Genomic DNA, 12,680 nt, shown 5'->3' with positions numbered 1-12,680 from the left:
AGTTGATTAAAGCCCTTTTCTCCGTGATTTGACTGAAAATAATTTTCCTGGTCACTTGGATTTCGTGCGATGTTCAAGTCTGTACCGTCACAGGCGAGCAATCGATATCCGCGGTATGTTTGATATTCCGCAAAAGCTTTGCTAAACTCCAAAAAAAGAAATTCCAACGCTTCCGGCAGTATCTTTTCACGCTGCTGGTTAAAGGCCGATGCCGTCGCAGTGTCAGGATTGTAATGGAAAAGTTCCAATAGTTCTTTTTTCAGGCTACCGCTTTCCATTGCAATCAGACACCGCATGGTTGTTTCAAAATCGAGTTTTCGCTTTCTTATAAAATCACTGCCTGGATTGCGTACAAACGGTTCAGGACAGGCTGCCATCTCCTGTATTTTTTTGGGATTCATGCCCTATGCGTTAACTTAATGACATTGGTTAACTAACCGGTTCTTTTAGCTTTTACATACACTAATGATTGAGGAATAAAGTTTATCCCAATATCGCTTAGCGTCAACGGATTTTCATATTTAACGACTTTTGATAATTTATAAGCAACTGCTTGGCCTTTTCCTTCAAAGTAACTGTAAAAGAACTCTTCATTGATGCCTGCAAAGTCCTGAGTTTGCTCCCATACCTTTGCAGGCTCGTCCACAATTATCTCATCGATTACAGCTTCACCAACTACCCGCATAATTGGTGAAGTCGCATACATAATTAATTTTCCAACATTGGATTGACGACAACGCGTTTTTCTAAACTCATACCTTTTTATACCTTGAAAAATGTTATTAATATGTTTAGGATTTATTGGCAATAATATCTGTTGCATTTTTACCACCCAATTTAAGTATAGTATCAATGTTTTCCGGTGCCAACTGAATATTATAGGGATGGCCTTGGAAGAAACCTGATTCGGAAAGTGTTTTATGATTTATATTATTCCCTTTACCGAAAAAACCATTATAAACCATTTCTAATAGAATAAGATTCTTCTTAGTCAAATAGAAGTCCTGCAACTGTTCTCTGGAAAAAACTGTTTTGTTTGCAGATAACTCTAAAAACTCAATCTCACTAAGTTTATGTAAATTATTTATGTTGATAGGAATTACTTTTGTTAGTGAACAGTATGATGTGGCAACTGATTTGTATGTTTTACCAGTTTCGCCTGCATAAATCCTATAAATAATAACGGGCTCTCCTGGTCTATGATGTAATTGTGATGAAGGAAAAGCAAGAAACACTTTAGTTATACCACTAGCAGCGGCCATTTCTTCGGCTTCTTGATTAGTGTTATAAAGTTCTGAATAAGGAAATAAAGTATCATGGTAATCTTGGTTAACTGGCAAATACCCTGCTTTCTCAAAATTAGGCAGAAGATATGGAAAAGCTTTAAACGGAGAGGATATATCTAGATTTTGTTTATTTTTTAAAAAGACAAGTTCTCCCCGCTTATTTTTCCTACGTTGTTAAAACCAAATTTGGTTAATAACTCAATTAGTGAAATGTGTTTAGGAAAAACGGTTACGTAAATTTGATTGAAGTTTGATTCCTGCCAACGCCACAATGCTGTACCTAATGCGCCTTCTCCGATACGTTGTCCGTGTATTGACTCACTTAGCTTTAAAGTTCCTATTTTAATTCTGGGCACTCGTGGTAGTATACCGTTAGCAAGCTGGATATCTTCTACTTCGTCTTTTAGATACATAAAAGCGTGGATTAAATTACTATTATCACGACATACATAGGCCGAATCTCCAGAAATAGCTTTACCAGTAAACCATTGAGAAAACTCAGAGTAGTCACTTTTCAGTGAGTCAAAAAAGGGATCATTTAAATTACATGAAGAAAATAGACTTAGACTAAATTTGTCAGACATCGTGTCTCCTCCCGATCATGTTAAGATCAATACTCCAGAGTGCTATGTACTCATAATCGCCGCTCATACTTAATTCGTTATCATGTAATACATATCATACAAATTTATTAGTCCTGAATTATATAAGGCTTTGTTACGGCGAAATAAGGCTAACGAATGCCGAGCCATAAAATTGGATTATACCAAATTAGGTTATACTTTTATTCTAGGGGTTGGATTGAGTAATTTCTGCTCTCTTTCATAAATTACAATCTTATATAAGGGGCCATGTACCCTTTCCTCAAGCATATCTACCTGTTTTTCCCAATTAGACTGCCAGAACTTACTGCCCTTGTTTACAAGATACCAACAAAACGAAAATATAAATCCTAAACAGTTGACAAAAAATAAATTTAGATAGTTTACGTTCGTTTCTTTTATAAGCAAAAAATACCCCGCAAAAATGACACCAATAAAAGTCCAAAAATATGTTGCCCTTTTCCAGTACATCTCTATTTCAAATTTCCTAATATCTAGTGCACATGTAAGAGCGCTTTTATATCTCTCAGATTGCTGGTCCTTATCATTACAAAACCAGCAAACCCTTACGGAATAAGGCTATTTCCGCTCTATCACCGCAACTGACTCAACGTGTGTTTTGATAGAAAATCGATACTAATACACGAAATAGAATTCCGCGTAAAGGTTGTGCACCCATTTACCCAGGGGTGTGATTTTGATTGCCGGATTAAGACTTACGCAAGATTGCTACACACTCAATGTGCATCAAGGCATGATAAAGGCTTAAAAGAAAACACAGCCAACCGAAGAGCGCACCGACGATCTAATTGGTCGTATCACTAGTACTTAAACGATCATGACAAAAAAGGAACTTCCCCTATTGTCATTTACAAATCCTTAAAGTCAATAAATCCACACTCAGGACATGTTGTGGAATACAAAATAAAGTCTTGAATTAGTTAGGATAACATTAGTGTAAGCCTAACTCAACATTTCGTAAAAACTACTCCCGATGGGGTTGAAAGGACAAAATCCCTTTCCTAATAATAAATGTAGCTTTTTACAGTATTGTTTTATTTTTGGGGTAGAAAATATTCATTTTCTCTTCTTGTCGCCAATTTTTTAGAAAAGTCTTCTGCAAATGCCAGATAGCTGCTGTCATTCATGTTTTTCGCCTGAACTGGACAGCGACGAATACAACGAAAGCAAGAGATACATCGTCCCGAATCAATCGTACTGCAATCTGAGTCAATTGCACCCGTGGGACAGTTCTTCACACACAATCCGCATTGGATACAGGTATCTGCCGTCAGCGGACGGAACATTCCGCCTTTTCCGCCTGCTTTATAGGGGTGATTTCCTTTTATCGACAGTTTCACACTGCCTTTCCTGGGATTTTTCTCTGCTTTCTCAAGAAAAGTTTTTACAAACTGTTGATTTTCTTTCAAATCATCTTCATCCGGCCTGCCTACCTGAATCTGCCCAAAAGTGTGCTGGCCGATTAAAGCTGCTGCCGCCTGTACCACAAATCCATTGGCCTGTACAAGATCCGACAGTTCCAGAAGCGCATCATCATAATCTCTGTTTCCATAAGTGACTGTTACAATACAAGGTGTCTGTTGTCCACGCATCCGGGCAAAACGCTGCGCTGCCACTTTTGGAATTCGACCACCATAAACCGGTGTTCCGAATACAACAAAATCATCTGTGGAAAATACCTTTTCGGTTTCCCTGGTGCTATAAGCCGTCAGGTCTACCCGTCCAAATTCTTTACCTTCTGCTAGTGCCTCAATCATGCTCACCGAGCTCTTTTCAGCAGTGCCCGTTGGTGAGAAATAAACCGTTATATAATTCATACTGTTCTTCCCCTTTCATCTTACTTTCATTGTTTTCTCATAGTATAATCTCTAAATTTTAGTGAACCAAGCATCATTATGCGTCACCGCAAAGCTGAGTACCAGCGCAAGAAACCCACGGATATTCATGCAAATTCAGGGACTTGGGTTCTTAGGATAAACTTGACTGATATAATTTGTTATGTGCATATACACCAATATAATATTTATTATACTCTTTCCTAGCACAGAGTAAAGACTTTCAAAACCAGCCCAATTATGAATACAAATTGCCACCGTTGAAATTGATTTAGAATGCTTAAATTTATTGGCATTGCATCGAATTTTAAAATTTACGTGAATAATTGAAGTAAAATATAGGATTTTCTAAGGCAGTTTATTTATTAATAAAACATGAAAAACGGTCGTCCCATGACAGCATGTCAAACTCTATAAATTCGTGTTCAGCCGCTTGATTTAAATAAAAGGGACTGCCTTTTATTATCTCTTGAGCTTCTTCAAGCGAGGTGTTGGCGATACATATACCACCAGTATGTGTTTTTCTTGGCCCATTAAAAATGAACTTACCTTCTTTGCATGCATTTTTTGTAAATTTTATGTGTTCAGGTAATAATTTCTTAATTTCTTCTAGTGGCTTTGTATAGTTAACTATAATAAGAACCATTTGATTTCCTCCCTTATTGTGCAGTACTACCACTTCAAATGATATCCAAAACCTATCCCTGCTTTACGATTGATTCATCCACGACACTTTTGTTGGTACCCGTATCCCATCCTGCGCGGAGCATTGTGTTAGACTGCCTTCCTGTGCCTGGATACAAATAAAATACAAATCCTGGTCATCCGCCTTCCAAGAGCGTTCCCCGCCAGGGGCGATACGTATGACACTTCCTTCCTGAACAGAAAACTCCGATCCATCAATGAAAAAGGTCCCCGTTCCCTTGATGATAATATACAGTTCCTCATTTTTCTTATGTGCGTGTACAAATGGCACACCTTGGCCTGCAGACAAACGGTTTAATGATACCTCACACCCAGTAAGTCCAAGTACATCAGCAAGGAATAATTTACCCTTCCGTCCAACGGCCTCTTTCTTACTTAAATTTTCGAATGAACCAAGTTCCAAAATAGAATAGTTATCAGTCCTATTTTCCATAATCTCCCCCCATTTCATCTCATTAGTGTATATACACACAGTTACTCATAAAGGCATTATGAGCCACGAACAACTAGGGTACCAGAGCCTCAAGTTTGGCCAGCAGGTGGGTAAGTTTTCTCAAATTTTCCTTCCCCAGGTACTCTTTCAGAGAAGCTTGCGCCTCACCCCACAACCCCCACGCTTGGCCACACAATCCCTTCCCGTCTTGCGTTAACTGAATCTGGCGGGTCCGAGAATCTTGGCCTGGATTAAGCGTAATGAACCCCGCCTTTACTAACGGCTTCATATTGCGGTTCAGCGTTGTGCGATCGATGCGCATCAGACTAGCCAGTTCACCAACCGTTGCGTTTTCCCTGCTCTCCAAAGTCCTAAGAAGTCCTAGTTGAGCAATAGTAATCCCACTAGACTTTAGAACATCGTCATAAAACTGGGTCACAGCCGAGATGCCCGGCGTATATTCATGCAGTTACAGAAGCTTGAAGATTTAGGATAGATTTCATTAATATGTGTCATACTATTCCTTTCAACATTTCTTATTATGTGCATATACACTTTTATCTTAACCATTCTAGGAATGACTGTCAAGTACTGATTGGCAGGTGATATTACCTAGCGGTGTTGATACCAACAAGTGTTCTCAACCTAGCTCAGGGCAGGTCTCGCGCAACTGCACGGCACCGAGTTTGAAGCGGTCGCTTGAGGTGCCGTTGACTCCGTTCTTTCCTTATAACTTCTTATCGTTGGGTGGTCATTTGTATCCGCTAATTGTTTGGTTAACTATTGTTTTCATTAAAGATGCTCCTTAACAAACTTCCATTTCCAGAGAGATATTCTTTCACCACTTTCGCCTTAAGTCCAGGAGAATATTTTCGATGTTTACTTGTCGGTAAAAAAGCAGTAGACCCTTCAGCTTTATATTTACATATCCACTTTTGAATAGATGAAATAGCTATTCCGGTAATTCGACTTATCTCATGTTGGCTAATTGCTCCAGCAAGATATTTTTCTACAAATTTAGCCTTTTCTTCTGGATCAATTTTTGTTTTTACTGGCATAAAAACTCCCCCCATAGTCGACAATTTATTTTTTCATTGTCTCCTATAGGGAGAGCATATCACTTAGTGCAACAGCCCCTTCTTTCTTTTAAACAGAAATATCATGTTTTATTATCGATTATCCTTCAAATACGAATAGTATACTTCAATTGGTCGTAACCAATTGTTTCGGGCAATTCTGGAAGCAGTTTCGCTATCTTGACATTCAAAAGCTCGAAGAATAGCTTCATGTTCTTCAATTGAATCAGGGGTAAGAATAATGGACTTATGGAAAAAGAGTCTTCGTACATGAGCCTGAAGCATAGTGATTGTGTTGTTTAAGTATGGATTTCGTACTACATCGACTATAACTTCATGGAATTGTTCATCCATTTTCAATGCAGAATAGTAATTACCTTCCCCAATAGCTTGTGAAAACTCCGAGTTAATTTGACGTAGAGAATCAATGTTGTGCTGACTTAGAACTGGTGTTGCAAGTTCTGCGGCTAAAGCCTGTAATACTGCTAAAGGCGGCAAAATTTTTGATATATCTTCTTTATTTATCGACGTGACTTGAGTAGCCACTCCCGGTTGCATTTCAACAAAGCCTTGCACAGCAAGTAATTGCAAGGCTTCCCTTATTGGAGTTCTGCTTACTCCCAATGACTCTGCTAGGTCAGCATCATTCAGCTTTTCTTTAGGTTGCAGAGTACCATCAATAATCCACTCTTGTATTTGGTTAAATGCCCGCTCTTTCGCAGATATTCGATTTGGAGCAGTAAAGTTTTCAGGTATCGGCATTGTTATTCACCCTTTGTACTTTTTATCTTATATAGTATATTCCATTTTTATGTAACATACAATATATTGCATGTTACAGGCAGTAGTGCTACTATATCAATATGCAATATATTGCATATTGATATAGTAGAGGGACTTTTATGGAGAACTTATTCATGTACATCTTAATAGCGGCGGTGATGGTTATAGCACCGGGGGTAGATACAATTTTAGTAACAAAAAATACTTTATCTCTTGGAACACGAGCAGGTCAGTACACCACATTGGGAATTGCGGCAGGTCTTTCCATTTGGACAATAGTAGCAGTCCTCGGTCTAGCCGCAATTGTAGCGCATTCCATCGTGTTATTTACTACGATTAAATACTTAGGGGTAGGGTATCTAGTCTTCCTTGGGATTAAGTCTTTTATGGCTAAAAATACTTTCTCGTTTGAAATGGATTCCTCAGAAAATAATGAAGTGATGACCCCATCTATTAGGCAATATAAAAAATGTTTTTTACAGGGGTTTTTAAGTGATGCTCTTAATCCAAAAACAGTTATCGTTTACATTACACTTATGCCCCAATTTATAAATCCTAACTACAACGTAAATTTGCAGTTAGTAACATTAGGGGCTATCCTTATTTTTACAGCTATTTTATGGTTTTTAATTCTAGTCCATATTTTGGATTATGTTCGTATCTGGTTAAATAAAAAGAAAGTACAAAATATCTTTAACAAAGTGACTGGGATTATCTTAGTATTACTTGCTGTTAAACTTGCCTTAGAAAGCAATAACTAATTACCTTTAATTATCTGTAAATACCATGTTAAAAAGATAGTGAGAAGAATTGAACAAATATCAGGCAAAGCATGAAAGTAGGTTTTGCCACGGAAACAAGTGACCTCCTCAAAAAATGAGGAGGTCTTCTATTGCTGATGAAAATAGATTTTAGAAGAATTCTTACTGAGATTTGGTAATTTAGTATACTTCTTATTGTATATAAAGAACCGGGGACTTTTCTAAATTCTAGTCAAAAAAAGAAGGTTGATGAGCTGCTCTTCAAGTTAAAAGTATTGACAATAGACCCTCCATCTGAATATTTCGTCGTCGTCGCAGAGCAACGCGTACGCGCAAAGTGAGCCACTGCCACGCTGAAAAATGAGCCACCGTCACGCAAAGTGAGCTAGTAAGCAGATTCCCTAGCATAAGGTAATATAAAGTATTAACCACCATCCCTGCAATAGCCGGGACTGAAAACTCCAATAATAAATTACAACATGTTTTTGATTTCATTCTTGGACAATAAAATTTTGCGTATAGATAATTTAGAGGCTTCCCTTGCAGTCACCTGCTGCAAAGGAGGTCTTTTTACCGTACAAAACTTTCAATTAAACCCTTATCGAACCAGCCCCATTATATTACTTTCTTTTGAGAATAATTGGCCCTTTAATTGCCTCCATCACTTTCGCTGCCGGTAAATCATTTTCTATCAACTGACACATCGCTTTCATATAGGGATGAATATGCCTAAAGTACTTTTTATACCCCGCGCATAAGTAATTTAGGCTTGGTTCATTGTCTTGCGTTTTTATAAAACGGTGTTTAGGACATTCGCCATGGCAAGCAAATTCCGCAGGACAATTGTGGCAATAGTTCGGTAGTTTTTCCCGTTTATCCGCCCCAAAGCGCTTTTGTTTTGCTGATTGAGCGAGGTTTTCGGGGGCTGAAGTTATTAAACTTCCTAGCCGGTATTCGGGATAGACATAATGATCGCAGGAGTACACAGATCCATCATGCTCGATAACTAGCGCCGCACCACACTCTTTAGCAAAAAAGCACACGGTTGACGCTAACCCAAGCCAAGCAGAAAGAGCCCATTCGAAATTCATTACATGAATATTGCCGACATCATTTCTAATCCATTTATCAAAAATCTGAATAAGGAAATTGCCGTATGCCTCAGGCTCCACCGACCATTCGGCAACTTCAGCATTAGCCATTTCAGCTGGGCTTCCCAGCCGAAGTCCCAGCTGTCTTGCCTCCGCATTGGGCTTTCGCTCGACAATCGGTATAAACTGAATAAATCCTACGTTGGCGTTCTTAAAAAAAGAATATATAGCCTCTCCATGATAAGCGGATTCCCTCGTTACACAACAAAGCACATTAAACGGAATTTCATAACGCTGTAAATACCAAAGTCCTGTCATAACCTTTGTAAAAGTCCCTTTTCCGCCTTTGTCATGCCGGTAACGGTCATGAATTTCTTTCGGACCGTCCAGACTAAGACCTACTAAAAAATCATTTTCTTTAAGAAATTCACACCATGTCTCATCTAGCAACGTACCATTGGTTTGCAAAGAGTTAACAATTCTTTTTCCGCCAGCATACCTTTTTTGCAGCGAAACAGCCTTACGAAAAAATTCAAGTCCCAGCAGCGTCGGTTCCCCCCCCTGCCACACAAAAGGCACTTCCGGCGCCTTAGAAGCCGCAATATATTTTTTTATATACGCTTCCAGTACATTATCTGGCATCTGATAATCTTTTGCTTGGGAAAATAATGCTGCCTTCTCGGTATAGAAGCAATAGGTACAGTCTAAATTGCATGTAGGACCAATCGGCTTTGCTAAAATATGGGCGATATTACGAATTTGCTGCATAGCTAACCTCCCTCATATAAATAGCCTTGAGCTTTACGTTCAAGGCTATTTTGCATATTTCTATTGATTTTTAATTCTTAGTGCCAGCTTTTTGATCATTTTGCAATTCAAAATCAACATACTTGAGTTCGCCAGCAAACGGAAATTCATTCATATTCTTGTATGCCTTGCTCACTGCCGAATAGCGGTCTCGTCCAATATCCAAACTTTCCATTGGCAGCATTCCCCGCAACGTTTTCGGCATGACTACTTCGCCGCTCAAAACATCATTTATATATAAACGTCCAATTCCGGCAAACAGGCCGGTTTTGATAAACTCAAATTTTAAAGTAGCATCTCCGACCGGCACTTCGCGATCTGACTCAATTTTATAGGAAGTGCCAAACAGATTATACTCATACACAAAGTGATTATTTCTTATATACAAAGTATACCCGGCCGTATCACCGCCCATAGCCGCCAAAACGCCGCTTTGGCTTTTATCTGCGCGTGTTACTGGCACAGTAATCGTATAAGAGCGGTTTTTTATACTAGGTGCTGCCGTGGAATTAATCGGGCCAACGCCTTGATAATAGGTAAAGCTATTTCTGTTATTCACTGCGTCCGATGGCTTAGCCGCTCCTAGTTCATTAGCAGATAGTAGTGTTGCATGATGCTTTTTAGCTTCCGCCGCCCAAAGCTCCTTTAATTCTTTAAGTTTCTCTGGATATTCTTCGGCTACATTATGATTCTCAGCGAAATCAACATTGAGGTTATACAATTCCCATATGTCGTTTTCAAAAGGTTGTCCAGCTTTATGGATAGCAACTGCTTTCCAGCCATTTTGATAGATAGAGCGGCTCGCACCTAAAGCATAGTACTGCGTATCGTGCTTAGTAGCTGCCTCCTTATTATCAAAGGTATCGGTAATACTTTTTCCGTCTATCGGCAATTGATTAATTCCTTGGAAATTCTCAGGCGCCGCTATCTTTAATACATCAAAAACAGTTGGCGTAATGTCAGTAACATGCACGTATTGGCTGCGAAGCTCTCCTTTGGCTTTTATATTTGTAGGCCATTGTATAATAAGCGGATCTCTTACCCCACCATTATACAGGCCCCCTTTATATCCTTTAAAAGGCGTATTGCTAACCATTCCCCAACCACTAGGATACACAGCCCCAAAATCAGGCCCGCCGATTTCATCAATACGTTTTAAGAGCTCTTTGACAGATGGCTTTATACCATTAAGGGTCTTAACAAAATCATCTGATCCATTTTCTCCGCCGGAATTAGTTCCGCCATTATCCGATATCAGGACAAGCATGGTATTATCATACTGACCAATATCCTGTAAATGCTTAATCAGGCGCCCGATTTGCGCATCAGCATAGCTAAGATACCCGGCATAAGTCTCTTCAAAACGGGCAAATAAGCGTTTTTCATCAGACGATAAACTGTCCCAGACCTTTACATTCGGATCGCGCGGCGTAAGCTCGGCATCAGTTGGAATAATACCTAGCTTTTTTTGACGTTCAAACCGTTCCTCGCGTATTTTATCCCAGCCCTGATCATAAACGCCTTTATACATGTCTATATACTTTTTAGGCGCCTGGAGCGGTGAGTGCACGGCACTAAACGCCACATAAAGAAAGTACGGCTTATCCGGAGTAATGGACACCTGATCTGTTACAAACTGGATTGCATGATCAACAAGATCCTGCGAAAATTGATAGCCCGGTGTTTTGGGTGTTTCAATCAGATGATTGTCATAAAATAGCTGCGGCTTATATTGATCGGTTTCTCCGTCAAGATAGCCGTAAAACCGTTCAAATCCTTTCGCAAGCGGCCAGTAATCATACGGCCCTGCGGGCGTAACTTGATGAACAGGTGCTAAATGCCATTTTCCTACCCCCATCGTACTATAATCATGGGATTTGAGAATTTGCGCTACTGTGGCCGCTGAATCCTTGACACGTCCACGATAATCCGGACTAGCTGAGCCCATATCGTAGTTGGCTACACTGCCCATACCCACAGCATGGTTATCCCGGCCTGTCAAAAGCGAAGCTCTGGTAGGAGAACAAAGCGGACAGGTATTAAAATTGTTGTAGATTAAGCCATTAGCCGCTAGTTTATCAATATTAGGAGTTTTTATTTCTGAGCCATAGCAGCCAAAATCAGAATATCCCATATCATCAATGACAATATAGACTATATTGGTCTTCGGCGCTTTAGCTTCACTTTCCTTTACAGGTTGCTTGTCCTGACTAGTGGGCTCCGCGGCAAGCGCCGGCAGAGTCAGCGATGCCGCTACTGCCAGCCCCAAAGCTGACACTTGAAGCAACCGGCAATCTTTTCTATTTGCATCCATATACTTCACCTCTTAAATAATTTTCTGCTTCGTTATAAGTATACTTGATTTAAGTGTCACTACTGTGTCATATCAGAAAATAATTGCAGGAATTTTCCCGAAGGCAGCGAATAGAGAGCCTAATTTGTATTATTTTTTAAATTACAAACAATAAAAGGTAATCTAATGGCCAAAATATTAATTGTTGATGACGAAGCTACGACACGAAATACAATTTCATGGTATCTGCAAAAAGAAGGCTTTACTGTTGTTTGCGCCGAAAATGGCGAAGTTGCTTTACAAGTCGAAGCCTCGTGCCAGCCTGATTTAATTGTGCTTGATATCATGCTACCTGATATATCCGGTTGGGAGATAGCCAGAAGAATTCTCCGGCAAGTACCTATTATTTTTCTTACCGCCCTAGGCCAAGAAGATGATATACTAACAGGCTTCAATATTGGCGCTGATGACTACATTACCAAGCCATTTAGTCCACGCGAACTAGTCGCTCGCATAAAGGTCAGTCTACGAAATCACGGAAAGCTTCCGCCGGACGGCTGCATTAGCTGCCCGCCCTTTAAAATCAATCTCCACACGCAAGTTATTACTACAGCGCAAAATCAGCTTAATCTATCTAGCAAAGAATTCAATATATTGGCGTTTTTAGCTCGACATCCCAATATTATTTTTTCGCGTGAAAACTTGATTTTAAATATTTGGGGCTATGATTACGATGGCGATAGCCGAGTTATTGATACCACCATCAAAAGACTGCGCCATAAATTGGGTACATACCGAACTTTATTAAAAACAGTACGCGGTGTTGGATACATGTTGGAGATTACCAATGAACAAAAATCGTCGCTTAATTCTTAAGTACTTGGCCAGCCACATCATTGCCGTTTTGCTGCTGGCCTTACTTTTCATATTGGTAAATGTATATTATGATTCTACTGCGAAAACTCCCCCTGCACAGGGGTATCAGTT

The 12,680-nt window shown here is 39.6% G+C and carries 13 protein-coding genes and 2 pseudogenes; 2 read left to right on the top strand and 13 right to left on the bottom strand.

Features of this window, described 5'->3' with window-relative positions; all coding sequences use genetic code 11:
• The 11 genes and pseudogenes from BLR65_RS27755 to BLR65_RS27705 all read right to left on the bottom strand — a co-directional run.
• A pseudogene (locus BLR65_RS27755) lies at positions 1–401 on the bottom strand (IS4 family transposase); the annotation flags it as partial.
• 32 nt (positions 402–433) lie between these two features.
• A complete protein-coding gene (locus tag BLR65_RS27750) occupies positions 434–823 on the bottom strand; it encodes an ASCH domain-containing protein (RefSeq protein WP_093797928.1) in 390 nt (129 codons plus the stop codon).
• Positions 792–1,340, bottom strand: coding sequence for a hypothetical protein (locus BLR65_RS27745; RefSeq protein ID WP_093797926.1), 549 nt, complete (start codon positions 1,338–1,340; stop codon positions 792–794). Before BLR65_RS27745 ends, BLR65_RS27750 begins: the two co-directional genes overlap by 32 nt.
• 80 nt (positions 1,341–1,420) lie before the next feature.
• On the bottom strand, positions 1,421–1,870 hold the full coding sequence (locus BLR65_RS27740) for a hypothetical protein (RefSeq protein WP_093797924.1): 450 nt from the start codon (positions 1,868–1,870) through the stop codon (positions 1,421–1,423).
• A 192-nt stretch (positions 1,871–2,062) separates the two neighbouring features.
• Positions 2,063–2,389: pseudogene (locus BLR65_RS31995) on the bottom strand (RipA family octameric membrane protein); the annotation flags it as partial.
• Positions 2,390–2,943: 554 nt separating this feature from the next.
• The gene (locus BLR65_RS27730) at positions 2,944–3,726 is read right to left on the bottom strand and encodes an EFR1 family ferrodoxin (RefSeq protein ID WP_093797922.1); all 783 of its coding nucleotides are present in this window, start codon (positions 3,724–3,726) and stop codon (positions 2,944–2,946) included.
• A 376-nt stretch (positions 3,727–4,102) separates the two neighbouring features.
• Entirely contained in the window at positions 4,103–4,390 is a 288-nt protein-coding gene (locus BLR65_RS27725) for a YciI family protein (protein WP_093797920.1), read from the bottom strand.
• A 63-nt stretch (positions 4,391–4,453) separates the two neighbouring features.
• Positions 4,454–4,882, bottom strand: coding sequence for a cupin domain-containing protein (locus BLR65_RS27720; protein WP_093797918.1), 429 nt, complete (start codon positions 4,880–4,882; stop codon positions 4,454–4,456).
• A 73-nt stretch (positions 4,883–4,955) separates the two neighbouring features.
• Positions 4,956–5,249, bottom strand: coding sequence for a MarR family winged helix-turn-helix transcriptional regulator (locus tag BLR65_RS27715; RefSeq protein WP_245693096.1), 294 nt, complete (start codon positions 5,247–5,249; stop codon positions 4,956–4,958).
• A 409-nt stretch (positions 5,250–5,658) separates the two neighbouring features.
• Positions 5,659–5,940 (bottom strand): helix-turn-helix domain-containing protein, encoded by a 282-nt coding sequence (locus tag BLR65_RS27710; protein WP_093797916.1) that lies wholly within the window; start codon positions 5,938–5,940, stop codon positions 5,659–5,661.
• A gap of 111 nt (positions 5,941–6,051) precedes the next feature.
• Positions 6,052–6,720: a GntR family transcriptional regulator gene (locus BLR65_RS27705; RefSeq protein WP_093797914.1), complete on the bottom strand. Its 669-nt coding sequence runs from the start codon at positions 6,718–6,720 to the stop codon at positions 6,052–6,054.
• A gap of 155 nt (positions 6,721–6,875) precedes the next feature.
• Here BLR65_RS27705 and BLR65_RS27700 point away from each other — a divergent pair, with 155 nt between their 5' ends.
• A complete protein-coding gene (locus BLR65_RS27700; protein ID WP_211285176.1) occupies positions 6,876–7,502 on the top strand; it encodes a LysE family transporter in 627 nt (208 codons plus the stop codon).
• 620 nt (positions 7,503–8,122) lie between these two features.
• Here the strand turns inward: BLR65_RS27700 and BLR65_RS27695 are convergent.
• Both BLR65_RS27695 and BLR65_RS27690 read right to left on the bottom strand, forming a co-directional pair.
• Positions 8,123–9,361: an anaerobic sulfatase maturase gene (locus tag BLR65_RS27695; protein WP_093797910.1), complete on the bottom strand. Its 1,239-nt coding sequence runs from the start codon at positions 9,359–9,361 to the stop codon at positions 8,123–8,125.
• A gap of 70 nt (positions 9,362–9,431) precedes the next feature.
• Positions 9,432–11,714 carry an arylsulfatase gene (locus tag BLR65_RS27690; protein ID WP_093797908.1) on the bottom strand — a complete coding sequence of 761 codons (2,283 nt, stop codon included), beginning with the start codon at positions 11,712–11,714 and terminating at the stop codon, positions 9,432–9,434.
• 165 nt (positions 11,715–11,879) lie between these two features.
• On the opposite strand from BLR65_RS27690, the gene BLR65_RS27685 reads away from it, so the two are divergent.
• Positions 11,880–12,569 (top strand): response regulator transcription factor, encoded by a 690-nt coding sequence (locus BLR65_RS27685; protein ID WP_093797906.1) that lies wholly within the window; start codon positions 11,880–11,882, stop codon positions 12,567–12,569.
• The last annotated feature ends 111 nt before the right edge of the window (positions 12,570–12,680 follow it).

Origin of the sequence: Sporomusa acidovorans (assembly GCF_900101845.1) — a bacterium.
Taxonomy (GTDB): domain Bacteria; phylum Bacillota; class Negativicutes; order Sporomusales; family Sporomusaceae; genus Sporomusa; species Sporomusa acidovorans.
The sequence above is the reverse complement of the archived record's forward strand: the minus strand, read 5'-3'. Positions and strand labels throughout refer to the sequence as shown.

Bases quoted from the DNA above. Each gene is read 5' to 3' on its own strand.
- BLR65_RS27750 (WP_093797928.1), bottom strand. From the start codon at position 823: ATGCAACAGATATTATTGCCAATAAATCCTAAACATATTAATAACATT.
- BLR65_RS27740 (WP_093797924.1), bottom strand. From the start codon at position 1,870: ATGTCTGACAAATTTAGTCTAAGTCTATTTTCTTCATGTAATTTAAAT.
- BLR65_RS27730 (WP_093797922.1), bottom strand. From the start codon at position 3,726: ATGAATTATATAACGGTTTATTTCTCACCAACGGGCACTGCTGAAAAG.
- BLR65_RS27725 (WP_093797920.1), bottom strand. From the start codon at position 4,390: ATGGTTCTTATTATAGTTAACTATACAAAGCCACTAGAAGAAATTAAG.
- BLR65_RS27720 (WP_093797918.1), bottom strand. From the start codon at position 4,882: ATGGAAAATAGGACTGATAACTATTCTATTTTGGAACTTGGTTCATTC.
- BLR65_RS27710 (WP_093797916.1), bottom strand. From the start codon at position 5,940: ATGCCAGTAAAAACAAAAATTGATCCAGAAGAAAAGGCTAAATTTGTA.
- BLR65_RS27705 (WP_093797914.1), bottom strand. From the start codon at position 6,720: ATGCCGATACCTGAAAACTTTACTGCTCCAAATCGAATATCTGCGAAA.
- BLR65_RS27700 (WP_211285176.1), top strand. From the start codon at position 6,876: ATGTACATCTTAATAGCGGCGGTGATGGTTATAGCACCGGGGGTAGAT.
- BLR65_RS27695 (WP_093797910.1), bottom strand. From the start codon at position 9,361: ATGCAGCAAATTCGTAATATCGCCCATATTTTAGCAAAGCCGATTGGT.
- BLR65_RS27690 (WP_093797908.1), bottom strand. From the start codon at position 11,714: ATGGATGCAAATAGAAAAGATTGCCGGTTGCTTCAAGTGTCAGCTTTG.
- BLR65_RS27685 (WP_093797906.1), top strand. From the start codon at position 11,880: ATGGCCAAAATATTAATTGTTGATGACGAAGCTACGACACGAAATACA.